Consider the following 23,107-nt stretch of genomic DNA (forward strand, 5'->3'; position numbering starts at 1 on the left):
CAGGCGTTCGGCACAAGGAGCCACTATGCAGATGGAGAATTCAAAGGACTATGCGGGTTTTGCCGAGGCCTTCGCCTTTTTGGGAAACTCGCTTATGGAGCCGCCTTTGAAAACGGGCGGGTTTTCGGTGGATCCCTCGTTTTGGGAGGATTTCCCCACGTTCGAAAGCGCCGCTGTATGCGGTGCGACCGCATCGTTGGTCGAATACCTCGAGCGGTTGGCAAGCAACGTCGAATTCGATCCCGTAACCGACGTTTCGGTCGAATTCACCAGGCTTTTCGTGGGACCCCCTTCACCTGGGGCCGCTCCTTGGGAAACCATGTACCGCGGAGAAGGGACCCGTGTCGGATTCGGGGCCGCAACGTTTGAGATGCGTGAGCTCATGAGGGAATCGGGTTTGCAGGTATCCGGGGATAGCAACCAGTACGAAGACCATATGGGAATCGAGCTGCTCTATCTTTCTGTGCTGTGCCGGAAGGTCGCCGACGGCGAGGAAATCGAGTTCGGGCAAATTTCCGACTTCGTCGAGGCTCATCCAGGGGCCTGGATCGAAAAGCTCTCCGCGCAGGTTGCCCAGAGCGCTCCCGATGGGTACTATGTGCGCTTTTTGGCTCTGTGCTCGGTGCTTCTTGCCGCCCTCCTCGATGGATGCTGATATACGTATTTGTAATACGTACTTATCTGCTCACTTCAGGACCGGATAAAGTCAGCGACCGCGAGGCACGAGACGCGATTAAAGGGCTGAGGCGTTTCATCCATGTCTGTCCGATCGGCGAGAATCATATCGATGCGGCATTGGGTTCTGATGGGGAGGATTTCGAGGATTGCTGCATGTACCATGCTGCGCGAAGCCTGAAGGCCGATGCTATCGTTACTCGAAACGAAGTCGCGTTCGCAGAGAGGAAGCACCGGAGGATCGACGGGATCAGAGCCCGTTTTCCTCCAGGATGCCGTCCAGGGTGCGCCAGGCGAGTTCGGCGCACTTCACGCGGGCGGGCATGCGGCCGATGGTTTCCAGTTCGTAGGCCTCGTCGAGGTCCTCTTTATCCTGCTCGGACAGCTCCTTGCCCTGGATCATGCCGACGAACAGGGCCGAGAGCCGCTTGGCCTCCTCCACCGTCTCGCCTGTAATGAGGTCTGCCATGATGTCGGCCGATGCCTGGGAGACCGCGCATCCATGCCCGGTGAACGCGGCTTCCTCGATCACGTTGTTTTCGATGCGCAGCTTGAGTACCATCTCGTCGCCGCAGCTGGGATTGATGCCCTCGTGCTCGTAGGTGGCGTTTTCCATATCGTATTTGTAGTCGGGATGCGCATTGTGCTCCATGAGCGCCGCGGTGTAGATGTTATTCCCCATTGAACATGCTCCAAACCTTTTTCAGGCCCTCGATCATCGCGTCGATATCGGAGGCGTCGTTGTAAAACGCGATCGACGCACGACAGCTGGACTCGACGCCCAGCCAGGCCAGCAGCGGCTGAGCACAGTGGTGTCCCGCGCGGATGGCCACATCGTCGATGTCGAGTACGCTGGAAACGTCGTGGGGATGGATGCCCTTGACGTTGAAGGCGATCACGCCGTGGTGGAGGCTCGGATCCGAAGATCCGATGATCTCGATGAAAGGGAGCTCTCCCATGCGCTTCATCGCGTAGGCCACCAGGGCGTCCTCGCGTTCGCGGATGGCGTCCAGCCCCACGTTTTCGATATAGGAGATCGCCGCGTCAAGTGCGTACATACCGGCGGCATCCTGGGTGCCCGCCTCGAACTTTTCGGGAACCTCAGCCCAGGTGGCGTCGGTTTCGGTGACGCTGCCGATCATCTCGCCGCCGGTGAGGAGGGGCGGCATGGCCTCAAGCAGGTCGCGTCTTGCCCACAAAACGCCGATTCCCATGGGGCCGAACAGCTTGTGGGCCGAGAACACGAAGAAGTCGCAACCGAGCTTTTGCACGTCTACCTGCAGATGGGGAACCGATTGGGCGCCGTCCACCACCATGACCGCACCGTTTTCGTGCGCGATCGAGGCCATGAGCCTCACATCGTTTTCCACGCCCAACACGTTGGAAACGTGAACGGCCGACACGATTTTGGTGTTCGGGCCGATCTTCTCGCGCATCTCGGCTTCGGTGACGACGCCGTCTTCGTTCGGCCGCATGAACACCAGCGCGGCCCCGATGGCGCGGCAGATTTGCTGCCAGGGGATGAGGTTGGAGTGGTGCTCCATGATGGTGATGCAGATCTCGTCGCCTGCGCCGACCGCGTGCGCGCCGTACGACAGCGCTACAAGGTTCAGCATCTCGCTTGCGTTGCGGCCGAACACGATATCGCGGTGGCGAGGCGCGTTGATGAACGAGGCCACATGCTTGCGTGCATCCTCGATGGCCATGGTGGCCTTCACGGACAGGCCGTACAGCCCGCGCAGGGGATTGGCGTTCATGGTCTCGTAGAACGAACGCTGGGCATCCAGCACGCACTCCGGGCGCTGGGCCGTGGCGGCGCTGTCGAGGAATTTCAGCTGGGGGTTGTTCGCCAGCAGCGGAAAGTCCTGCTTATAGGGGTTTGCGCAGATATCGACGGTCATCCTACTCACCGTCCTCTGCAAGACGGGCCGAGAAGTTGCCCAGGATGGTATCGCCCAAACGCAGGACGCTGCGGTACGTCGTCTCGTCGGGCGCTTCGAGGGCGGCCTGCTCCATGATGGCGCGCACGAACATCTTTTCGGCGGCATCGCGCGAGATTCCGCGGCAGGCCAGATAGAGCATCTGCTCGTCGCGCACATGCCCGATAGTGGCGCCGTGATTTCCCGACACGTCGTCTTCGTTGCAGAGGATGACGGGCACGGTGAGGTTGGTCACGCTGTTGTCCACCAAGAGCACGGTTTCGTTCTCCTGGCCGGCCGAGCCCTTGCATCCGCGCACGAGATCGATGGTGCCGCGCAGAACCTTCTTGCTGGATCCGGCCAGCACGCCGTTTGCTTTGATGGCGCATTCGGTTTTAAGGCCGTGGTGGCGAAGCGAGTAGTTGAAGTCCCGCTCGAGAGCGCCGTGTCCCAGGTAGCGCAGATCGATATCGATCCGGGCGGCATCCCCGCGCAGATCGCCTCCGATGCCGCCGTAGACCTTTGCCGCCCCCAGGACGGTTTCGCGGATGGAGATGCGGGCGCCGTCGTCTGCGAACAGGCCCATATCGTCCAGATCGGTCCAGGTGGAGTCCAGCGTTTGCGTGCGCGCGATGTTCACCTGTGAGCCTTTGCCCGCAAACACGCGCAGCTCGGTGCCGACGAACCCCGCACCCAAGGCGGGGGAGTCAACCGATACGGTGAGGTTCACGACGGAGTTCTCGGCTGCGACGACATCGACAGCGCATGCGTTCACCGCGCCGTCCACGCCGGTAAGGCGCAGGGTCGCGCTCGTTTCGGCGTTGGGTTTGGAGACGATGACGATAGGGTCTCCCGCGACGGTGTTGAGGAAGGCTGCGCCCGCCTCGCCCATGCCGGTTTCGAATGTGGCGCGGATATCGCGCGCGTCCTCGATAGCGGCCGCGCGGGCCTGATAGGCCGAGAGCGCCAGGTTGTCGAAGGTTTCTTCGGCAACGCAGGTTCGTTCGGGTGCGGGGCGGGCGGCCATCCGGGCTTCCTGGGCTTTGCTCATGGCGCGATCGAACGCGTCTGCATCGCCGAAGGCGTCGGGATCGGCTTGGACCACGACGTCGCTTACGGCTTCAAGGCTGCCGGGCACTTCCACATCCGTGCTGTTCATGTTAAGGCGATGCCAGGTGGGGGCGGGCATCGCATTGAGCTGTTCCAAGACGTAGGCGTCCATTACCCGATCGCCCCTTCCATCTCGAGCTTGATGAGGTTGTTCATTTCCACGGCGTACTCGAGCGGCAGCTCTTTGGAGATAGGCTCGGCGAACCCGTTCACGATCATGGTGCGGGCCTCCTCCTCGGAGACGCCGCGGCTCATGAGGTAGAACAGCTTGTCGTCGCCGATGCGCCCGATGGTGGCCTCGTGCCCGACATCGACGTTTTTGCAACGGATGTCCATCGCGGGGATGGTGTCGGAGCGGCTGATGTCGTCAAGCATGAGCGAGGCGCACGAGATGCTGGCGCGCGAACCTTCGGCGTTGGGGGTTGCGACCACGGAGCTGCGGAAGGTCTGAATGCCTCCGCCTTTCGAGATTCCCTTGGTCTCCACCGATGCGCTGGTTTCGGGGGCGGCCAGAACGACCTTACATCCCGTGTCGAGGTTCTGGCCCTTGCCTGCGAAGGTGATGCCGGTGAAGCTGGACTTGCTCTTGCGCCCGGCCAGGATGGACATGGGGTAGAGATACCCCACATGGCTGCCGAACGAGCCGCTGATCCACTCGATTTCGCCCTCTTCGGCGCAGATGGAGCGCTTCGTGTTGAGGTTGTACATGTTCTTCGACCAGTTCTCGATGGTCGAGTAGCGCAGATGCGCGCGCTTGCCCACGAACAGCTCGACGGCGCCCGCATGCAGGTTCGCGACGTTGTACTTAGGCGCCGAGCATCCCTCGATGAAGTGCAGGTCGGCATCGTCTTCCACGATGATGAGCGTATGCTCGAACTGGCCTGCGCCCTTCGCGTTCAGGCGAAAGTAGCTTTGCAGGGGGTAGTCGAGGCGCACGCCCTTGGGGACGTACACGAACGAGCCGCCCGACCATACCGCGCCGTGAAGCGCTGCGAACTTGTGGTCGTCGGGACGGATGAGCGTCATGAACTTCTCGCGGATCAGCTCCGCGTACTCGCCCTCCAGTGCCTCTTCGATGCCCGAGTACACGATGCCCATCTTGGCAGCGCTTTCCTGCATGGAGTGGTACACCAGCTCGGAATCGTACTGGGCTCCCACACCGGCAAGGTAGGAGCGCTCCGCCTGGGGGATTCCCAGGCGCTCGAAGGTGTCCTTGATCTCGTCGGGAACGCTGTCCCAGTCGCTTTGCTGCTCGGTGTTGGGCTTCACGTAGGTGACGATGTGATCGGTGTCGAGGCCCTCGATGGAGGGGCCCCAGTCGGAAATCGGCATGGAGCGGTAGATCTCGAGCGACTTCAAACGGTGCTCGAGCATCCATTCCGGCTCGTTTTTCTTCTCGGAGATCTCGCGCACAACCTCTTCGGTGAGGCCGTCGAGCTTCTCCTGGCCGGAATCGTCGTAGCGGAAATCGTACAGGCTGCGATCGATATCGGCGACCTCGGCTCTCTTCTTCTCCACGGCGATCGCCTACTCGGCTTCGTCGGCGCGATGACCGAACCGCTCGAATCCGTTGCGGTCGATGTCGTCGATGAGGGACGAGTCGCCTTCGGCAGCGATCCTTCCGCGCACCATGACGTGCACGCGGTCGACGTCGAGGTGTTCGAGGATGCGGGTGTTGTGGGTGATGATGAGCAGGGTCCCCTCGCAGTTCCTGCGATAGGAGTCCATGCCCTTGGACACTACGGACAGCGCATCCACGTCGAGGCCCGAGTCGGTTTCGTCCAGGATGGCCAGCTTGGGCTGCAAAAGCAGCAGCTGCAGCATTTCGACCTTCTTCTTCTCGCCTCCCGAAAAGCCCACGCCCAGTTCGCGGTCGAGGTACGAGGCGTCCATGTTCAGCTCGTCGGCCAGCTGCTTGATGCGGCGGCGGAACTCCTTGTTCTTCATATCCATGCCCGCGCGACCCTCGATGGTTGCGCGCAGGAAGCTTGACAGCGGCACGCCGGGGATCTCGACGGGGGCTTGGAAACTGAGGAACAGGCCCGCATGCGAGCGCTTGTCGCAGGAAAGCTCGGTGATGTCTTCGCCGTCGAAGACGATCGAGCCGTCGGTGACCTCGTAGGCCGGGTCGCCCATGGCGATGTGGCCGAGGGTGGTTTTTCCGGCTCCGTTGGGTCCCATCAGGACGTGCACCTCTCCCCGTGCAACGTCCAGGTCAACCTCGCGCAGGATGGGCTTGCCCTCGACGGAGGCGGACAGTCCCCGAATGCTGAGCAGTGATTCTCTCGTCATGTATCGTCCTTAAACTAAGTCCATTAGTTTGATAGGATTAAGATAGGATTAATCGGGAAACAGTCAAGTCTTTTCCTACTCGTTTCCTAGAATTAGTTTACCGGGCGTTAAAATGCCCGTGAATTCGATGACGAGAGCCGCCCGCAGAGCCGGGTCGGTCTGCCGTGGTGTTAAGACGGGGGTGTGAGCGCATGCTCGTTACAACCAAGGGACAGTACGCCATGCGCCTGATGATCTTCATCGCGCGCGGGCAAGGAGACAAGATCGCCTTGAGGCGCGTTGCCGAGGCCGAGAACATCTCGCTGAAATACCTGGAGCACCTGGCCCACTCCATGGTGAAGGCCGGTTTGCTGGTAAGCGTTCGCGGCTACGGAGGCGGCTATCTTTTGGGGAAGGATCCCTCCGACATCAGGGCGGGCGATATCCTGCGCGTCTCCGAGGGCTCGACCGCCCCGGTGAACTGCGCGGGGCTGGTTGATGGGTGCCCGCGGGAAAACGTGTGCTCGACGGTGGCATTCTGGACGGGCCTCGACCGCGTGATCGAGGAGTACGTCGACGGAGTGACGCTGGCTCAGCTGGCCGATCTCGAGCCGTCCCCGATTTCTTCGGTGTACGACTTGGTCGAGCGACGCTAAGGGCGCCGGGGAGCGGTTTCGCGTTCGTTTGGTATCCGTCTTCCGTTCGTGGATGATTCGCCGTGCTTGTGTGGGAAAATGAGTGGCGAAACATTCGACGTCGCACGTGAGGTTTTCGGATCATGCCTGCACAGTTCAATCTCAGCGTGGCGGATGGCCAGGCTGTCTCTCGGATCGAAGAGCGCTTCGAGCTTCCCCGCTTCATCGCAGCTACGCTGGTCGCCCGCGGCATGCGCGAGCCCGACCAGGTAGAGCGCTTCCTGTCTCCCTCGCTCGATCGAGACTGGCTCGAACCCTATTCCATTCCCGGCATGAGGGATGCCGTCGATGCGATCGAGGCGGCCTTGCGCGAACGGCGCCGCATCGTCGTGTTCGGCGATTTCGACGTGGACGGCATTTCGGCGACCACGGTGATGACGCGCGGTTTGCGCGTTCTGGGCGGGCAGGTCACCCCGTTCGTGCCCCGTCGTTTCGAGGAGGGATACGGCATCACGCCCGCCGCGTACGAGCGCGTGAAGGAGCTCGATCCCGACCTGGTGATCACGGTGGATTGCGGCATCTCGTGCCGCAACGAGGTGGCGGCTATCGTGGCCGACGGCATCGAGGTGGTGGTCACCGATCATCACGAGCCCGCCGACCTGGTGCCCGAAGGCGTTGCTCTGGTCGACCCCAAAACCGATCCTTCGTGCGACAGCGGCATCCTTGCGGGGGTTGGCGTGGCGCTGAAGCTCATTCAGGCGCTGGGAGGGCGGTTCGGGCGCCCCAACCTGTGGCGTTCCTACACCGATCTGGCCACGCTGGGAACGGTGGCCGATCTCATGCCCATGCGCGGCGAGAATCGCGCGCTGGTAAGCGACGGCCTTTCCCGCATCAACGAGGCCGCGCGACCCTGCATCGCCGCGCTCCTGGGTCAGGCGGGGGCCGCCGACAAGCCGGTCACCTCGACCAACCTCAGCTTTTCGCTCATTCCGCGGCTGAACGCGGCGGGTCGCATGGGGGATGCCCAGATCGCTCTGGACCTCTTGCTGTCCGACGACTTCGACGAGGCGTGCCGTCTTGCAGCCCAGCTCGAGGCGGTCAACGATAAGCGCCGCACGATCGAAGCCGAGCTGTCGGAGGTCGCCCGCGTGAAGGCCGCGGAAGTGTATGTCGGCCAGCGTGCGCTGGTCGTGGCGGGCGAGGGGTGGCACGAGGGTGTGAAGGGCATCGTTGCCAGCCGTCTTGCCCACAATTACGGCGTTCCCTGCCTGCTGTTCACGGTCGAGGACGGAGAGGCCCGCGGGTCGGGGCGCACTGTGGGCCAGGTGAACCTCTTCAAGGCGGTGGAAAGCGCCGAGGGGATGCTCACGCGCTTCGGCGGCCACGAAGCGGCCGTCGGCGTTACGCTTCCAGCCGACAGGCTGGAGGAATTCGCCGCGCATCTGTGCGCGTACATGGACGAGCTGCCCGAGGATATGTTCCATCCCCTCATCGCGGTCGATGCGACCGTGTCCATGAAGGAGCTCACCCTCGAAAACGTCGAAGCGCTCGAGCGCCTTGCCCCTTTCGGACAGGAGAACAGAGTGCCCGTGTTCATGGCACGCGACGTGGTTATGGGAAACCGCCGCGCGGTGGGCGCCGAGAAGAACCACTTCTCGTGCACGCTGTCGGACGGTGCGGGCAAGACTGCGGGAATCATGTTCCACGCCACCGACATCGAGACGCTTCTTCGCACCGATGCGGTGGTGACGGCTGCGTTCGAGGTGCAGGTTGACGAGTGGCGCGGGCGCCGCTCCGTGAAAGCGATGCTGAAGTCGATTGCCCCGGCGCAGACCTGCCGCGCTTTGGAGGCCTGCCTCGATCCGAACAACCTGCGGTTCGTGGCCGACCTGTACGCGACTTCCGATGAGGAGCTGTGCGCGTCGGTACCCGAAAGCCCCGAAGACGTCGAGTCGTACGAAGCCGATCGAATCCGCAACCGGGAGGCGTGGGAGCGCCGTGCGCGCACCGAGCCCGACCGGCTAGAAGCCGATATCGTGCGGGCCCTCATCGGGTCGGCCGAGGTGCATCGCTCTCAGCGCCAGGCGCTCGATTACCTCGACGAAGGCCGCTCGGTTTTGGCGGTCATGGCAACCGGTCGCGGGAAGTCCCTCATCTTCCACGTGCATGCGGCCATGGCGGCTCTGCGCGACCACACGGCCAGCCTGTTCGTGTACCCGCTGCGCGCCCTCATCGCGGACCAGGCGTTTCACTTGAATCGAGCGCTCGCTCCGTTCGGCATATCCATCAGCGTGCTTACCGGGGAAAGCACCCCCGACGAGCGCAGCCTGATCTACCGGTCTTTGTCGGAAGGGACGTGCGACATCGTTTTGACCACGCCCGAGTTCCTCGACTACCACGTTGACGATCTGTCCGCGTCGGGCCGCATCGGTCTTGTGGTGGTGGACGAGGCCCATCACGTGGGCATGGCGAAGGCGGGCCGGCGCCCCGCGTACGCAAGCATGGGCCGTGCGATCGAGCGTCTGGGAGGGCCGCGCGTACTGGCGCTTACCGCTACGGCGAACGGCGACGTTGCCCGCCAGATCGCCTCGACGCTTCCCCTCGACGCCTTCGTGTTCGACGGCGCCGAGCGGTCCAACCTGGTGGTGCACGATCGGCGCAATACGCGCGATCGGGACGACTATCTGGCCAACCTCATCGCAGGCGGGGGAAAGACGGTTGTATATGTCACGACGCGCGAGCAATCGGTGTCGGTCGCGCGCGAGCTGCGCCGCCGCGTTCCCCAGATCGCTCTGCTCATCGGTTTTTACAACGCCGGGCTTTCGCGTGACGAGCGGGCGCGCATCGAGGAGATGTTCCGCACCGGATCGCTGAGCGTGCTGGTGGCCACCTCGGCGTTCGGCGAAGGGGTGAACATTCCCGACATCCGCAACGTCGCACTGTACAACATGCCCTACAACGAAATCGAGTTCAACCAGATGAGCGGGCGTGCGGGGCGCGATGGGCAGCCCGCGGGCATCCACTTGCTGTTCGGGCGCGCCGACGCGTCGGCCAACGAAGCGGTGCTGTCCGGCATGACCCCCGATAGGGACCGCATGGTTCAGGTGTACCGCTATCTCAGGGGGTGCCAGCAGCAGGCGGGGGAGGCTTCGTTTTCCACCACGCCCGCCAAGATCGCCCAGGATGCTTCGACCGATCAGGTAAGCATCACCGTGGCCACCGCCGAATGCGCGCTTGCGGTCTTTCGCGAACTGGGGCTTCTCGAGGCTCACAGCGTTTACGCCGCAGGAGAGGAGACGCGCTGGGTTCGCTTGTCGAACAGCGCGGGCAAGGTGGAGCTTACCGAGAGCGTGCGGTATCGGGAGGGCATGGGAGAGCGCGCCGTGTTCGCGGTGTATCGCGACCTCGTGCTGTCCGAGCCCCTGTCTGTGCTCCAGGAACGCGTGACCAGGCCTATCCTTCCGCCGTGCGCGAGTGCGGAATGCGCTTTCGCAAACGGCGGGGATGCGCGGGCGGCGGGCGCGCGCATTAGCGTAGAATAGGTGAAAAGCGATAATTCGACGCGGGAGAGGAGAGGTGCTTTTCATGGCATGCAGCGACGAGGAGCTTGCACTGGTCGAGGAGCGCTTCGAGGAACTGCTTGAAAAGACCGAGCCGTATCTTCCCGCATCCGATCGGGACATGATGAGGCGCGCCTTCTCGTACGCCCGCTCCCACCACAAGGGGCAGCGGCGTAAAAGCGGCGAGCCGTTCGTGCTGCATCCGATCGAGGTGGCGATCATCCTCACCAGCTTGCGCATGGATGCGGAAACGCTGTGCGCGGCCCTTCTTCACGACACCATCGAAGACACCTCGGCAACGTACGGCGACGTTCAGCGCGAGTTCGGCACGGAGGTGGCCGATCTGGTGCAGGGCGTCACCAAGATCACGCGGATCGAAGTGGAAAGCCTCACCGACGAGCAGGCGGCCACCATCCGCAAGATGCTTGTGGCCATGAACAAGGATATCCGCGTCATCGTCATCAAGCTGGCCGACCGTCTGCACAATATGCGCACGCTCTCGTCTCTGCGCGAGGACAGGCGCATCTTCAAGGCGCGCGAAACCCTCGAGATCTACGCGCCCATCGCCCATCGTCTCGGCATCGGGTCCATCAAATGGGAACTCGAAGACCTCGCCTTCTACCACCTCGAGCCGGTGCGCTATCGGCAGATCTCGCGCATGATCAAGGAGACGCGCGACGATCGCGAGCAGTACCTGCAGCAGGTTATCGACATCCTGCGCAAAGAGCTGGACAAGGTGGGCATCAGGGCCCATCTCTACGGCCGGCCCAAGCATCTGTATTCCATCTACTCCAAGATGAAGAACAAAGACAAGGACTTCTCCGAGATCTTCGATCTCATCGCGGTGCGCGTGGTGGTCGAGACGGTGAAGGACTGTTATTCGGCGTTGGGCGCGGTCCATACCCTGTGGCACCCCATGCCCGGTCGGTTCAAAGACTACGTGGCCATGCCGAAGTTCAACATGTACCAAAGCCTGCATACCACGGTTATCGGTCCTGCGGCGCGTCCCCTCGAGGTGCAGATCCGTACCGAAGAGATGAACCGCACCAGCGAATACGGCGTGGCGGCTCACTGGCTGTATAAAGAGCATGGCGGGAAGAGCCGCCGCGAGGCGTCGTTCGATCAGCAGCTGGCATGGCTGCGCCAGATGATCGACTGGGGCGACGAGACGCAGGATTCGCGCGAGTTCCTTAAAGACCTGAAGGTCGACCTCGACGACGCCGAGGTATTCGTGTTCACCCCGAAAGGCGAGGTGAAAAGCCTGCGTGTGGGTTCGACCCCGGTCGACTTCGCGTACGCCATCCACACCGAGGTGGGCAACCGCTGCGTGGGCGCGAAGGTGAACGGCTCGATCGTTCCCTTGTCCTACCAGCTGAAAATGGGTGACCGAGTCGAGATCCTCACGCAGAAAAGCGCGACGCCCTCGCGCGGGTGGCTTGACATCGTGCGCACTCCGTCGGCGCGCTCGAAGATCCGCAGCTATTTCGCGAAGGCGACGCGCGGCGATGATCTGGCCGAAGGCCACGACCGTTTGCAGCACGAGATGCGCAAGCACGGTCTGGGCATCTCGAACTCCCAGTCCCAGCGCGCGCTGAAGGCCGTTGCGCGCCAGATGGGATACAAGGATTCCGAGGATATGCTGGTTGCCTTGGGCGGCGGCAAGGAGTCGGTTCTGGCGGTGGCGAACCGCTTGCTGCGCGAGATAAAGGGCGACCCGGACGAGGCGCGCGTGTCGAGCGCGGTTTCCAAGGCCATGATGACGGGCAAGATGCCCCCGATGCTCACCAACGTGAAGCAACCCAAGGCGACGCGTCATATTTCGAACGGCGTGGTGGTCGAGGGCAGCTCGGACATGCTGGTGCGCCTGTCGCGCTGCTGCAATCCGGTTCCCGGAGACGACATCATCGGCTTCGTCACGCGCGGGCGCGGCGTGTCGGTTCATCGGGCCGACTGCCCCAATGCCAAAGACCTGCTTACCGAGCCCGAGCGCATCATCAAGGTGGAGTGGGAGCGGGGGCCGACGGCTACGACCACGTTCAAGGTCGAGGTCCATATCGAGGCGCTTGACCGCATGAACCTGCTGCGCGACGTGGCTTCGGTGCTGTCCGAAGAGGGAGCCAACGTCCTCAGCTCGTCAACGTCCACGCAGCGCGACGGTTTGGTTCAGATGAGGTTCTTGTTCCAGCTGTCCGATGTGGGCCACGTAGACGACGTGCTTATCAGGTTGATGGACATCGACGGCGTGTTCGAAGCGCGCCGCACCCAGCCCGGCGAGAGCGTGGGGAAGCGGTAACGAGCGTGAAAACGAGGTAACTATGGGTTTCAAGGTTGATGGAGCGTGCCTGAACGTCGGATTCTCGGTGATGGGTCCGATCCAGAACAACGTGTACATTATCGACGATGGAAAGACCGCCTTCGTGGTCGATCCTACGTGCGATTCCGATGCGATCATCGATCAGCTGGGAAAACGTAAGCTGGCGGCCATCGTGCTCACCCACCGCCACTGGGATCACGTGGGGGCCGCGTCTGCGTTGCGCCGCAAAACGGGCGCCATCACCATTGCGACGGCCCTCGACGCTCCCTACATCGAGGGTGCGCGCACGGTCCCCGGCGAGCGCCACGAGGCCCCGCCCTGCGCCGTCGATCATCGGGTGTCCCATGGAGATGTCATCCAGATCGGCGATATGCCCTGGAAGGTTATCGGTACGCCCGGGCACACGCCGGGAGGTATGTGCCTCTACATCGACCCTCGGTTCGGATGCAACCCGCAAGGCGCGCCTCTTCTGGTATCGGGTGACACGCTGTTCTACGGAACCATCGGCCGAACCGACTTTTACGGCGGAGATCTGGGTCAGATGAAGCAGTCGCTGAAGCGCTTGGCGGTTCTGCGAGACGAGACCATCGTCTTGCCGGGACACGGAAGTCTCACGCGCATCGGAGACGAGCGTCAGCGCGTATTCGCCCGTTATGCGGATGACGAGCCGGATTTCGGGTCCGACGACGATCGGATCGTCACCGTCTAGCCCGAAAGCAAAGCTTTCGTAAAATAATGGCGGGCGCTCTGGGCGCTGTCGTTTGCGGGCGGGGCATACGCTAAAATGATCACGCTGTTTTAGCCCCTCACTAGGAGAGAACATGCCTAAGAAGAGCAAGTTCGATTATTTCGACGCGTTCGTCAAGCAGGCGGAGATCGCCTGCAAGGAAGCGGATGTGCTGGTCGATACCGTCGAGAACTTCACGTCGGCTTCCGAGCTCGAGCCCGTCCTCAAGCGCGCCCATGATATCGAAAACGAGGGCGACGAGGTGAATCATGCGATCATGGGCAACATCGCAATAGACTTCGTGACCCCTATCGACCGCGAGGATCTTCTGGCTCTCGCGCAGATCATGGACAACGTCACCGACTCCATCGAAGACATCCTGCAGCGGTTCTACATGTACGATGTCCACTTCATGAACGACGATGCGAAGGCCATGGCGCACCTCATCCAGAAGAGCGCCGTGGCGCTGTGCACCGCTATGCGCGATTTCCGCAACTTCAAGAAGTCCAAGAAGTTCCATAGCCTGATCATGGAAGTGAACGACTACGAAGAGCAGGCCGACGTGCTGTACGTGCAGTCCATTCGCCGTCTGTACACGCAGGATAACGACAACGCGGTGCGCATCGAGGTATGGTCGCGTATTCTGGATCGCATGGAACGCTGCTGCGATCAGCTGGAACACGCGGGCGACATCATGAGCACCATCATGGTGAAGAACCTCTAGCGTCGTATCCGACAGTCGGACGCCTTCGCGATCCGTTTGCTATAGTTTTCAGCAACGGGCCAATCGGCCCTTGGTTCGATGCATATCAGGAGTGGGTCATGGCCTTAATTGTCTGCAAGTTCGGAGGCACGTCGGTGTCGTCTCCCGAGCGCATCCAGAATGTTGCGAAGCGCCTGGTTGCACGAAAGCAGGAGGGTAACGACGTCGTCGCGGTGGTGTCCGCCATGGGCAAAACCACCGACGAATTGGTGGGGCTTGCCCGCGCCCTGAACGGGAATCCCCCTGCGCGCGAGATGGACCGCCTGCTGTCGACCGGCGAGCAGGTGTCCATGTCCCTTCTCGCCATGGCCATCGAGGCTCGGGGATACAAGGCCATGAGCTTCACGGGCCGCCAGGCGGGCATCGAAACCGATGCTACGCACTTGAAGGCCAAGATCACCAACGTTTGCAGCGAACGCATCATGGACGCTATCCGCGCAGGTGCCATCCCCGTGGTCGCGGGGTTCCAGGGAATCGACCCTTCGGGGGACATCACCACGCTCGGCCGTGGCGGCTCTGACACCACGGCTGTTGCGGTGGCCTGGGGAATCAAGGCCGATGCTTGCGAAATCTACTCCGATGTTCCGGGGGTGTATTCGGCCGACCCGCGCATCGCCCCCCGTGCGCGCAAGCTCGATCAGATCTCGTACGACGATATGCTCGAGATGTCGGCGGCCGGCTCGGGCGTCCTCCAGATGCGCGCCGTCGAGTTCGCCAAGAAATTCAACGTCGTTATCCATTCGCGCTCGGCGTTCACCGATGAAGAGGGCACCTACGTCAAGGAGGCAACCGATATGATGGAAGAAGCGGTCATCACCGGCATCGCTCACGATTCTTCGGAGGTCAAAGTCGTTATCCGCCACGTGCCCGATGCGGTGGGCGTTGCCGCCAAGGTGTTCAGCGCCCTGGCCGCCAACATGGTGAACACCGACATGATCATCCAGAACATTTCGGAGGCGGGTTTCACCGACATCAGCTTCACCTGCCCGGGGGCCGATCTTGCCCGCGCGCGCGAAACGCTTGACCGCATCGTGCCCGAGATCGATGCGAAAGGCGTTGTGGTTGACGAGGATATAGCTAAGATCAGCCTGGTCGGCACTGGAATGAAGTCGTCTCCCGGCGTTGCGGCGAAGGCGTTCTCGACGCTGGGCGAGCAAAACATCAACATCCTCGCGATATCGACGTCGCCCATCCGGTTGTCGCTTGTGGTGGACGGCGGCCAGGTTGCCGAGGCCGTGCGCTGCCTGCATACGGCGTTCGGGTTGGATGCCGACGAGGTGTTCGAGGAAAAACAGCTCTCCGCCGAGGAAATTGCAGCGAAGCTGGCGAAGGGGCGTTAGGATTCGCTGCACGTTTGCGGGGGTTCCCGTTACGGATCCCCGACCCCGATTGTTTGGAGCCGAAAGGAAGCTGACATTATGGTTTGGACGAAGCCCATGCCCGCACACCCTGTGGTTGCCGTAGCCGGTGCGACCGGCGCGGTTGGTCGGGAGTTTTTGAAGGTCCTGCACGACCTCGATTTCCCTGCAAGCGAGATTCGCCTTCTGGCTTCGGCTCGCTCTGCCGGAACGAAGCTTCCCTTCGAAGGGTGCGGATCGGTTCCTGCGGGCTCGTACGCGGTGGAAGAGATGACCCCGGAATCGTTCGCTGGCGTCGATATCGCGCTGTTTTCCGCCGGATCGGGGGTTTCCCAGGCTATGCGCGATGCCGTGGTCAAGGCCGGTGCGGTTATGATCGATAACTCCAGCGCGTTTCGCATGGATGCGGATGTGCCTTTGGTGGTTCCCGAGGTGAATCCGGGCGATGTCTCGTGGCATTCGGGCGTCATCGCCAACCCGAACTGCTCGACCATCCAGATGGTGGTGGCTTTGAAACCCCTGGCGGACATCGTGCCCATCAAGCGCGTGGTGGTGTCCACCTATCAGGCGGCAAGCGGCGCCGGAGCGGCTGCGATGGACGAGCTTTACGATCAGACCAGCGAATATCTTGACGGGAAAGCCGACAACGAGCTGACCGTCCAGGCGTTCCAGCACCGCATCGCCTTCAACTGCATTCCCCATATCGACAAGTTCCTCGACGACGGATCGACCAAAGAGGAATGGAAGATGGTGGTCGAGACGAAGAAGATCATGGGGGACGAGAACATTCAGGTAAGCGCGACGTGCGTGCGCATCCCCGTCCTACGGTGCCATGGCGAGGCAGTAAACGTCGAGTTCGCATCTCCCGTTTCAGCGGAGGACGCCCGCACGGCGCTCGCTTCGGCGAAAAACGTTGTGCTGATGGACGATCCCGGTGCTAACATCTACCCTATGCCCGGTTTGCTTGCCGGGACGAACGATACGTACGTCGGGCGCGTTCGCAAGGACCCTTCGGTCGAACACGGATTGTCGCTATGGGTGGTAGCCGACCAGATCCGGAAAGGCGCCGCGCTGAACGCCGTGCAAATCGCTCAGTTGCTGTTGCCGTAAACCCTCGCATGAGAGGGGAACGGTCAGGAGAAGAGAGAGGACCTGAACCATGAAGAAGTACGTATGCGTGTGCGGTTATGTGTACGACCCCGCGATGGGCGATCCCGATAGCGGAATCGAGCCCGGTACCGCGTTCGAGGATATCCCCGAGGACTGGGTGTGCCCCGTCTGCGGCGTGAGCAAGGATATGTTCGAGGAGCTCGAGGACTAGGCTTTCGATGCGATTCCCGCCGAGGGAGCCGGGAGAGCTTGAAGGGATCCTTCGAGAGGGATCGAGAAAACGGGGCGTCGCAGAGGCTCTGCGGCGCCTTTCGGTTCGGGGCGGTCCGACGGTGCGTCGGGCCGCCCCGTTTCGCGTGTGCGCTATTCGGCGGCCAGCAGCTTGCCCCCGAAGCAGTAGAAGAAGTCGTTGTCGCATACGGTGTCGATTTCGAAGAGCGTCGACCAGAGGGAGGCTTCCTTCAGCGCTTCGCGCAGCGTGCTGGTCACTTCGGAGGGAACGTGCTTGTGATGGGCGTTCATCGCGTGGCGGCTCATCCCGTGGGCCACGAGGAACCTTCCCTGCGGAGCGAGGAGTGCGGCCACTTTCTTGACGAGGTTTTCTTTGTCGAGGAAGTGGGGATAGGCGTTGTAGATGACCGCGCAGTCGAACGATCCCTCGCAGTCGAGATCGAGGGTGTCGCCGCATTCGAATCGAACGGACGGCTCGCCTTTGAATTTCTCCCTTGCGCGCGCAATCATTTCCGCGGACAAATCGACCCCGAGCACCGTATCCGCCCCTGCCTCCAGATAGGCGGGAACCATCACGCCGGTGCCGCAGCCCAAGTCGAGCACCCGGCTTCCCGCGCGCACCCCGGCGATATGCGCGACGCTTGCATGCTTGGGGCCTGAGGCCTCTCCGTGTTCGTCCCATTGGGGGGCTCGTCCGTCGAAGTACTCTGCTACGGGGTTGCGGGTTTCTTTCAACATGGGATAACCACCTTTCTTCCTGCGTGCTGTATCACGTCGGCTTCTATTCCGTAGACGGTTTCTATCAGGTCGGCGTCGATGATGTCGGCGCTGCCGAAAAACAGCAGGCGTCCGTCTTTCATGAACGCGAATCTATTGCAGAACCTCAGGGCGAGGTTGATGTCGTGCATGACGGCGATGGCGGCTATGTTGCGGCGATCGATCTCTTTGCGCACGAGCGCCATGCACTCCAGCTGGTTCGCCACGTCGAGGTTGTTGAGCGGTTCGTCGAGGAGCAGGACGGGGGTCCTTTGCACGAGCGTGCGCGCGATCGCGACTTTCTGGGCCTCTCCGCCCGAGAGATGGTCTGCCCGGCGGGGAAGGAGATCGCCGATTCCCAGCTGACCGGCCACCTCCTCGACGATCCGGCGGTCTTCGGCATCGGGAGCGTACCGGACGTAGGGCAGCCTTCCGAGCATGAGGGCGTCGTACACGGTGGTTTTCGGCAGGATACTTTGCTGTTCTACCAGCGCGATCGTTCGAGCTCGCGCACCGCGGCTTATGCGATCGATCGGGGTTTCGCCTACGAGCACCGTGCCTTCCTGCGGTTTCAGCAGGCCGTCCATGCAGGAGAGCAGGGTCGATTTCCCCGATCCGTTCGTTCCGAGTACCGCTGTGAAAACGCCCGGTTCGGCCTCGAGGCTGACCTGGTCGAGCACCGTGCGCGCCGAACGGTAGCCGTGGGATACCTGAGCGGCGGCAACGACCGCACGCTTTTCGGAAGGGGTCTCGATCGGGGCCATCGGCGCGCTTTTCGCAGGACTCATCGCCGCTCCGATCGCCCGATAAGAAGCCAGACGAACAGCGGGGCTCCTAGAAACGCAGTGATCGAGCTGATGGGGAGGATGGTGGAGGGTATGATCGAGCTGGCGACGAGATCGCTTGCAAGCAGCAGGCTGGCTCCCGCGAAGGCCGAAGCCGGAAGAAGCGATTCATAGCTTCCGCCGACGATGCGCCGCATGATATGGGGGGCAACCAATCCGATGAAGTTGATGGTTCCGCAAAACGCGATGATGCTCGACGAGGCGAGTGTTCCGGCCAATATTATCCCCAAGCGCGCCCTTTGCACTGGAATCCCGATGCTGTGGGCGTATTGCTCCCCCGATTCGAACGCGTTGAGCTTCCAGCGGGCAAGGTAGAAGAACACGCAGGTTGCAAGCGTGGTAACGGCCATGACGGAGAGTTCGGGGTAGCCCACTCTCCTTAAGCTTCCGAACGTCCAAAAAACGACGGCGGCCACCTGGGTGTCGTCGGCGAAGTATTGAACGAGCGCCGTTGCTCCGGTGAACAGCGCCGAGAGGGCCACCCCGGTGAGCACCGCGCTTTCGGCGGTAAGGAGCCTGAGTCGAGACACGGCGAAAATGACGAGCGACGACGCCATGGCTCCTGCGAACGCGCAGGCGGCGGTTAACGGAGGGCTGGCGAACGTCACCCCTTCGTGCGCACCCGTTGCCGAGCCGACCGTTCCCGCCCCGAGGGCGATGATGGCGACGGAGGCTCCGAAGGCCGCTCCCTGCGCGATGCCCAGCGTGCTCGCCGAGGCAAGCGGGTTTCTCAGGGTGCTCTGGAATCCGCAGCCGGCGCATGCGAGGGCGACTCCCCCCAAGAGGGCGCACAGCACGTGGGGAAGACGCAACCCGACGACGACCGTCTGCTGGTGGACGGTCCCTTTTCCCAGAAGAACGTCGAATATCTCGACCGGTCCTATGCCCGAGCTGCCCGAGCAGAGCGACACGGTGGCGAAAAGGCAGGCGGTGGCGAAGCTGATCAGGATGGCCACCTTGCGCCGCCGCCTCTGATTGCGAGCCTCCCTTATTCCCGCTTCCTCGGACATGGGACGCTTATCCGATTGAAATCGGTTTGAAATCGGCCCCGCTCGACTTCATGGTGTCGTAATAGGGCGATCCGAGCATGACGGTGAAAATCTCGTCGTATCGGGCGGGGAGGTCGATGTCGGAGAAGCGGTCGGGATAGACGACCGAAGCGCAGAAGTACGCGTCGCAGATGCCCATCTCCACGTTGGTTCCGTTGAAGTTGAACGACGGCTGGGAGTAGAGCCGCTTGTTCTTAAACGCCTGGAGTTCGTTGAAGAATGCCGGGTTGTCGCCGAAGTCCTTTTTCAGAAGCTCCATATTTCCGGCGTTGAGGAACATGATGTCGGGATCCCAGGTTCCGATCTGCTCGAGGGTGGTGTCGAACGCCCCTTTCTGGCCGGACTCGTCCGCGACGTTCTTGGCGTTGATGGCATCGAGAACCGGGTAGTGGGCGTAGGTGCCGGTGAAGCTCTTAGCCCCCTTGAAGTTGACGGCTCCCACGTATACGCGCGGTTTCTGGTCGTCGGGTATCGAGGCGGTTCGCTCGCTCAGGTCTTCTTTCCATTCCTTGAGCTTCGTGACGACCTGGCGGGCGTGATCCTCCGTCCCGACGGCCTGACCCACGGCTTCGATGGAGGCGTACACGTTCTCGGTGAAGAGCTGTCCCTGATACGAAATTCCGACGACGGGGATCCCGATGCTTTCCTGGAGCGCGTCGCATTCTTCGGCGCTGCGGCTCGAGACTATCACGTCGGGGTTTATCTCAAGCAGCTTTTCGGTATCGACGGTCGTTTCCATAAGATGGTTGCCGTTCGACGTGGTGGGCAGCGTTGAGAACAGATCCTGATGAACGACGGTATAGGGTCTGCTGGGAGCCGCAGGGTACTCCATCTCCGTTACGGCCACCAGTTTGTCCTGGCCGCCGGCGTAAACGACGAAGCGTGCACCGCTTCCCACGGTTGCGACGGTTTCGACCTCTTTGGGAACATGAACCGTGCGCCCGTAGGCGTCGGTGACGCTGCGCTCCGTTTCCTGGCCGGAATCGGCTCGGGTCGTCTGGTTGCCGGGTTCGGTGCAGGCGCACAGGGCGAGGGCGAGAAGCGCGATCGCTCCGGCTATCAGAACGAACCGCCTGGCCTTCCTGCTGGACGGGACTTTTGCTTTCATAAAAACCTCCCTTTGCCATAGGTAATACGAAATATAAATTCGTATTATCGCCATACTAATACAGATTCGGTGCGATGTTGGGGCACAGCGTGGTTTTGTCGGAGCGGGGAGTCGGTATACTGGCCGCATGAAGAAGCGAAGGCTTGACGACATACTGGTGGAACGTGGCTGTTTTCCCGATGCCGCCGCCGCTTTGCGCGCGGTGCTGGCGCGTGAGGTGAAGGTGGATGGTGCCTATGCTAAGAGCGCGGCCGCTTTGGTTGCGCCCGATGCGCGCGTCGAGGTGAAGAATGCGAGCCCGTACGTTTCGCGGGGAGGGTTCAAGCTGCGCGCCGCCCTCGATGCCTTCGGCCAGGATGTTTCAGGCAAAACGTGCATCGATATCGGATCTTCGAGCGGAGGGTTTTCCGACTGCCTTTTGCAGGCGGGGGCGGGAAGCGTTGCCTGCGTGGATGTGAACTACGGCCAGCTTGCCTGGAAAATCCGTCAGGATCCGCGCGTGACGGTGTTCGAGCGCACGAATATCCGTCTGGCCGATCCGGCCGGCCTGGGTGCGCCTTTCGACGTGATCGTGGCCGATCTGAGTTTCATCGGGCTTGCGGGGCTTGCGCATACGTTTGCCGCGCTGTGCCGCAAAGGCAGCGTGTTCATCGGGTTGGTGAAGCCCCAATTCGAATCCAGACATCATGAAAGCGACCGAGGGGTCGTGCGCGACGAGGCCGTGCGGGTGCGCACGGTGGACGAGGTGCGCACGGCGCTGGTGGATGCGGGATTCGAGGTTTCCGGCGTGATCGAGTCGCCCATCAAAGGGGCCGCGGCCGGCAACGTGGAGTATCTCGTGCGGGCGGTCAAGCGCGCCTGATCCGATCGCGCCGTTCGGTGTGCGCCCTGGTTTTCCGAGGTTAGAACAGGGCGCGTCCCGCCAGACGCCCCACGGCGACGCCGACAAGGCAGCATGCGAGGCTGCCGAGCGAATAGAGCGCCGCTTCTCCCCAGGCTCCGCCGTCGATGAGGGAGAGCGTTTCCAGGCTGAACGTCGAGAAGGTGGTGAATCCGCCCATCACCCCGGTGGTGGCGAACAGCTTCCAGGTCGAGGCGTTCGGTGCGCCGCCTTGCTGGAACGCAGCGGAGAGCACTCCCATCAGAAAGCAGCCCGCAGCGTTCACCAGAAAGGTGGGGAGCGGAAACGATCCCCAGATCGCCGGGGATCCTCCCAGACAGCCCACGCCCAAGCTGGCGAGATAGCGCAGCGCGGCGCCAACAGCGCCGCCTGCCGCAACGGCGATGACGTTGACGATCATCGCTAGTTCTTCAACGAGTTCAAGGGCGCCGGGATGCGTCCGCCGCGCCGGGCGAACACCGATCCGGCATGCTGGTTGACCGGCATGACGGGGGCGTAGCCTAAAAGCCCGCCGAAGTTTAGCGTATCGCCCGGCTTCTTCCCGATGGCGGGAATGAGGCGCACGGCCGTGGTCTTGTTGTTGATCATGCCGATGGCGCATTCGTCGGCGATGATGCCGAGGATCGTCTCGACGTCGGTGTCGCCGGGAACGGCGATCATGTCCAGTCCCACCGAGCATACGCAGGTCATAGCCTCGAGTTTTTCGATCGACAGGGCTCCTGCTTCGGCGGCCCGTATCATGCCGGCGTCTTCGGAGACGGGGATGAAGGCTCCCGACAAACCCCCGACCGACGAGGACGCCATCACGCCGCCCTTCTTGACGGCGTCGTTGAGCAGGGCGAGCGCCGCGGTTGTCCCCGGGCCTCCGCAGGTTCCCACCCCTATCTCCTCCAAGATGTTGGCGACCGAATCGCCGCGGGCCGGTGTGGGAGCCAGGGACAGATCGAGGATACCCTGAGCGTATCCGAGGCGGCGCGATGCCTCGCGGGCCATGAGCTCGCCCGCACGCGTGATTTTGAACGCGGTGGCCTTGATCGCTTCGGAGATCTCGGTGAGGTCGGCGTCTTTCGGCATATCGGCCAGCACGGCGCGCACGACGCCGGGACCCGAGACGCCCACGTTGATCACCTCGTCGGCCTCGCCCGATCCGTGGAAGGCGCCCGCCATGAAGGGATTGTCTTCCACGGCGTTGCAGAACACCACCAGTTTTCCGGCTCCGATGCACTCGCGGTCGGCGGTGAGCTCGGCGCATCGCTTGATGACGCCCGCCATTTTCCATGCGGCGTCCATGTTGATGCCGGCGCGGGTCGAGCCCAGGTTCACCGACGAGCAGACGAAGTCGGTGCTGGCCAGAGCCTCGGGGATAGAGTCCATCAGCTTGTGGTCGGCGGCCGAGGCCCCTTTCTGGACGAGCGCCGAGAAGCCTCCGACGAAGTCCACGCCCACCTCTTTGGCCGCGCGATCCATGGCCAGCGCGATGGGGGACAGGTCGTGCGCCGAGGTGGCGGCCGCGACTTCGGCGATGGGTGTGACCGAGATGCGCTTGTTCACGATGGGGATGCCGAACTCGCGTTCAAGCTGCTCGGCCGTGGGGACCAGCCGTTCGGCAGCTGAAGCCATGCGGTCGTACACCTTGGAAGCGACCACGCCCACGTCCTCGTGCGTGCATCCGCGCAGATTCAGACCCAGCGTGATGGTGCGGATGTCGAGGTTTTGCTTGGTGACCATTGCCATGGTCTCGGCAACTTCGGCCGGCGTGATTTGCATGGCGTGTC

General features: G+C 62.3%; 21 protein-coding genes and 1 pseudogene. 11 read left to right on the plus strand and 11 right to left on the minus strand.

Annotated features, from left to right (window positions below; genetic code table 11):
• Positions 1 to 25: 25 nt before the first annotated feature.
• Together EIH26_RS03520 and EIH26_RS08655 are read left to right on the plus strand one after the other, a co-directional pair.
• On the plus strand, positions 26 to 655 hold the full coding sequence (locus EIH26_RS03520; RefSeq protein WP_241152744.1) for a molecular chaperone: 630 nt from the start codon (positions 26 to 28) through the stop codon (positions 653 to 655).
• Positions 649 to 870: pseudogene (locus EIH26_RS08655) on the plus strand (hypothetical protein); the annotation flags it as partial. The gene EIH26_RS03520 and the pseudogene EIH26_RS08655, both read left to right, overlap by 7 nt.
• Positions 871 to 925: 55 nt before the next feature.
• On the opposite strand, the gene sufU reads toward EIH26_RS08655, so the two are convergent.
• The 5 genes from sufU to sufC are packed head-to-tail and all read right to left on the minus strand — an operon-like array spanning position 926 to position 5,996.
• Positions 926 to 1,357, minus strand: coding sequence for a Fe-S cluster assembly sulfur transfer protein SufU (gene sufU / locus EIH26_RS03525; RefSeq protein WP_124060872.1), 432 nt, complete (start codon positions 1,355 to 1,357; stop codon positions 926 to 928).
• Positions 1,347 to 2,576 carry a SufS family cysteine desulfurase gene (locus EIH26_RS03530; RefSeq protein ID WP_124060874.1) on the minus strand — a complete coding sequence of 410 codons (1,230 nt, stop codon included), beginning with the start codon at positions 2,574 to 2,576 and terminating at the stop codon, positions 1,347 to 1,349. Before EIH26_RS03530 ends, sufU begins: the two co-directional genes overlap by 11 nt.
• Position 2,577: 1 nt before the next feature.
• Positions 2,578 to 3,816 (minus strand): SufD family Fe-S cluster assembly protein, encoded by a 1,239-nt coding sequence (locus EIH26_RS03535; RefSeq protein ID WP_124060876.1) that lies wholly within the window; start codon positions 3,814 to 3,816, stop codon positions 2,578 to 2,580.
• The gene (sufB, locus tag EIH26_RS03540) at positions 3,816 to 5,222 is read right to left on the minus strand and encodes a Fe-S cluster assembly protein SufB (RefSeq protein ID WP_124060878.1); all 1,407 of its coding nucleotides are present in this window, start codon (positions 5,220 to 5,222) and stop codon (positions 3,816 to 3,818) included. Before sufB ends, EIH26_RS03535 begins: the two co-directional genes overlap by 1 nt.
• 9 nt (positions 5,223 to 5,231) lie before the next feature.
• A complete protein-coding gene (gene sufC, locus EIH26_RS03545; protein ID WP_124060880.1) occupies positions 5,232 to 5,996 on the minus strand; it encodes a Fe-S cluster assembly ATPase SufC in 765 nt (254 codons plus the stop codon).
• 191 nt (positions 5,997 to 6,187) lie between these two features.
• Here sufC and EIH26_RS03550 point away from each other — a divergent pair, with 191 nt between their 5' ends.
• The 8 genes from EIH26_RS03550 (at position 6,188) to rd (ending at position 16,653) form a co-directional block, all read left to right on the plus strand.
• Entirely contained in the window at positions 6,188 to 6,631 is a 444-nt protein-coding gene (locus tag EIH26_RS03550; RefSeq protein ID WP_124060882.1) for an Rrf2 family transcriptional regulator, read from the plus strand.
• Positions 6,632 to 6,753: 122 nt separating this feature from the next.
• Entirely contained in the window at positions 6,754 to 10,152 is a 3,399-nt protein-coding gene (gene recJ / locus EIH26_RS03555) for a single-stranded-DNA-specific exonuclease RecJ (RefSeq protein ID WP_124060884.1), read from the plus strand.
• A 43-nt stretch (positions 10,153 to 10,195) separates the two neighbouring features.
• A complete protein-coding gene (locus tag EIH26_RS03560; protein ID WP_124060886.1) occupies positions 10,196 to 12,463 on the plus strand; it encodes a bifunctional (p)ppGpp synthetase/guanosine-3',5'-bis(diphosphate) 3'-pyrophosphohydrolase in 2,268 nt (755 codons plus the stop codon).
• Positions 12,464 to 12,485: 22 nt separating this feature from the next.
• The gene (locus tag EIH26_RS03565; protein ID WP_124060888.1) at positions 12,486 to 13,193 is read left to right on the plus strand and encodes an MBL fold metallo-hydrolase; all 708 of its coding nucleotides are present in this window, start codon (positions 12,486 to 12,488) and stop codon (positions 13,191 to 13,193) included.
• A gap of 112 nt (positions 13,194 to 13,305) precedes the next feature.
• Positions 13,306 to 13,935, plus strand: coding sequence for a DUF47 domain-containing protein (locus EIH26_RS03570; RefSeq protein ID WP_124060890.1), 630 nt, complete (start codon positions 13,306 to 13,308; stop codon positions 13,933 to 13,935).
• A 98-nt stretch (positions 13,936 to 14,033) separates the two neighbouring features.
• A complete protein-coding gene (locus tag EIH26_RS03575) occupies positions 14,034 to 15,314 on the plus strand; it encodes an aspartate kinase (RefSeq protein ID WP_124060892.1) in 1,281 nt (426 codons plus the stop codon).
• A gap of 78 nt (positions 15,315 to 15,392) precedes the next feature.
• Positions 15,393 to 16,442 carry an aspartate-semialdehyde dehydrogenase gene (locus tag EIH26_RS03580; protein ID WP_124060893.1) on the plus strand — a complete coding sequence of 350 codons (1,050 nt, stop codon included), beginning with the start codon at positions 15,393 to 15,395 and terminating at the stop codon, positions 16,440 to 16,442.
• 49 nt (positions 16,443 to 16,491) lie between these two features.
• A complete protein-coding gene (gene rd, locus EIH26_RS03585; RefSeq protein ID WP_124060895.1) occupies positions 16,492 to 16,653 on the plus strand; it encodes a rubredoxin in 162 nt (53 codons plus the stop codon).
• Positions 16,654 to 16,805: 152 nt separating this feature from the next.
• On the opposite strand, the gene EIH26_RS03590 is transcribed toward rd, so the two are convergent.
• The 4 genes from EIH26_RS03590 to EIH26_RS03605 are packed head-to-tail and all read right to left on the minus strand — an operon-like array spanning position 16,806 to position 20,431.
• Positions 16,806 to 17,411 carry a class I SAM-dependent methyltransferase gene (locus EIH26_RS03590; protein ID WP_124060896.1) on the minus strand — a complete coding sequence of 202 codons (606 nt, stop codon included), beginning with the start codon at positions 17,409 to 17,411 and terminating at the stop codon, positions 16,806 to 16,808.
• Positions 17,405 to 18,193, minus strand: a complete 789-nt coding sequence (locus EIH26_RS03595; protein WP_124060897.1) for an ABC transporter ATP-binding protein — start codon at positions 18,191 to 18,193, stop codon at positions 17,405 to 17,407. The genes EIH26_RS03590 and EIH26_RS03595 overlap by 7 nt, the downstream gene beginning before the upstream one ends.
• A gap of 20 nt (positions 18,194 to 18,213) precedes the next feature.
• On the minus strand, positions 18,214 to 19,284 hold the full coding sequence (locus EIH26_RS03600) for an iron ABC transporter permease (protein ID WP_124060898.1): 1,071 nt from the start codon (positions 19,282 to 19,284) through the stop codon (positions 18,214 to 18,216).
• A 7-nt stretch (positions 19,285 to 19,291) separates the two neighbouring features.
• Positions 19,292 to 20,431 (minus strand): ABC transporter substrate-binding protein, encoded by a 1,140-nt coding sequence (locus EIH26_RS03605; protein WP_124060899.1) that lies wholly within the window; start codon positions 20,429 to 20,431, stop codon positions 19,292 to 19,294.
• A 127-nt stretch (positions 20,432 to 20,558) separates the two neighbouring features.
• Here EIH26_RS03605 and EIH26_RS03610 point away from each other — a divergent pair, with 127 nt between their 5' ends.
• Positions 20,559 to 21,293 (plus strand): TlyA family RNA methyltransferase, encoded by a 735-nt coding sequence (locus EIH26_RS03610; protein WP_124060900.1) that lies wholly within the window; start codon positions 20,559 to 20,561, stop codon positions 21,291 to 21,293.
• Positions 21,294 to 21,333: 40 nt separating this feature from the next.
• Here the strand turns inward: EIH26_RS03610 and crcB are convergent, their stop codons facing one another.
• Together crcB and EIH26_RS03620 are read right to left on the minus strand one after the other, a co-directional pair.
• Positions 21,334 to 21,732 (minus strand): fluoride efflux transporter CrcB, encoded by a 399-nt coding sequence (gene crcB / locus EIH26_RS03615; RefSeq protein WP_241152745.1) that lies wholly within the window; start codon positions 21,730 to 21,732, stop codon positions 21,334 to 21,336.
• Positions 21,733 to 21,734: 2 nt separating this feature from the next.
• The gene (locus tag EIH26_RS03620) at positions 21,735 to 23,099 is read right to left on the minus strand and encodes a PFL family protein (protein WP_124060901.1); all 1,365 of its coding nucleotides are present in this window, start codon (positions 23,097 to 23,099) and stop codon (positions 21,735 to 21,737) included.
• Positions 23,100 to 23,107: the final 8 nt, after the last annotated feature.

The sequence above is a fragment of the Gordonibacter sp. Marseille-P4307 genome, from assembly GCF_900604965.1.
In the GTDB taxonomy this organism is placed as follows: Bacteria; Actinomycetota; Coriobacteriia; order Coriobacteriales; family Eggerthellaceae; genus Berryella.

Coding starts and splice junctions, on each gene's coding strand:
- EIH26_RS03560 (WP_124060886.1), top strand. CDS start 10,196: ATGGCATGCAGCGACGAGGAGCTTGCACTGGTCGAGGAGCGCTTCGAG.
- recJ (WP_124060884.1), top strand. CDS start 6,754: ATGCCTGCACAGTTCAATCTCAGCGTGGCGGATGGCCAGGCTGTCTCT.
- EIH26_RS03520 (WP_241152744.1), top strand. CDS start 26: ATGCAGATGGAGAATTCAAAGGACTATGCGGGTTTTGCCGAGGCCTTC.
- EIH26_RS03620 (WP_124060901.1), bottom strand. CDS start 23,099: ATGCAAATCACGCCGGCCGAAGTTGCCGAGACCATGGCAATGGTCACC.
- crcB (WP_241152745.1), bottom strand. CDS start 21,732: ATGATCGTCAACGTCATCGCCGTTGCGGCAGGCGGCGCTGTTGGCGCC.
- EIH26_RS03590 (WP_124060896.1), bottom strand. CDS start 17,411: ATGTTGAAAGAAACCCGCAACCCCGTAGCAGAGTACTTCGACGGACGA.
- sufC (WP_124060880.1), bottom strand. CDS start 5,996: ATGACGAGAGAATCACTGCTCAGCATTCGGGGACTGTCCGCCTCCGTC.
- EIH26_RS03610 (WP_124060900.1), top strand. CDS start 20,559: ATGAAGAAGCGAAGGCTTGACGACATACTGGTGGAACGTGGCTGTTTT.
- sufU (WP_124060872.1), bottom strand. CDS start 1,357: ATGGGGAATAACATCTACACCGCGGCGCTCATGGAGCACAATGCGCAT.
- EIH26_RS03530 (WP_124060874.1), bottom strand. CDS start 2,576: ATGACCGTCGATATCTGCGCAAACCCCTATAAGCAGGACTTTCCGCTG.
- EIH26_RS03570 (WP_124060890.1), top strand. CDS start 13,306: ATGCCTAAGAAGAGCAAGTTCGATTATTTCGACGCGTTCGTCAAGCAG.
- EIH26_RS03595 (WP_124060897.1), bottom strand. CDS start 18,193: ATGGCCCCGATCGAGACCCCTTCCGAAAAGCGTGCGGTCGTTGCCGCC.
- EIH26_RS03535 (WP_124060876.1), bottom strand. CDS start 3,816: ATGGACGCCTACGTCTTGGAACAGCTCAATGCGATGCCCGCCCCCACC.
- EIH26_RS03575 (WP_124060892.1), top strand. CDS start 14,034: ATGGCCTTAATTGTCTGCAAGTTCGGAGGCACGTCGGTGTCGTCTCCC.
- EIH26_RS03550 (WP_124060882.1), top strand. CDS start 6,188: ATGCTCGTTACAACCAAGGGACAGTACGCCATGCGCCTGATGATCTTC.
- rd (WP_124060895.1), top strand. CDS start 16,492: ATGAAGAAGTACGTATGCGTGTGCGGTTATGTGTACGACCCCGCGATG.
- EIH26_RS03605 (WP_124060899.1), bottom strand. CDS start 20,431: ATGAAAGCAAAAGTCCCGTCCAGCAGGAAGGCCAGGCGGTTCGTTCTG.
- EIH26_RS03580 (WP_124060893.1), top strand. CDS start 15,393: ATGGTTTGGACGAAGCCCATGCCCGCACACCCTGTGGTTGCCGTAGCC.
- EIH26_RS03600 (WP_124060898.1), bottom strand. CDS start 19,284: ATGTCCGAGGAAGCGGGAATAAGGGAGGCTCGCAATCAGAGGCGGCGG.
- EIH26_RS03565 (WP_124060888.1), top strand. CDS start 12,486: ATGGGTTTCAAGGTTGATGGAGCGTGCCTGAACGTCGGATTCTCGGTG.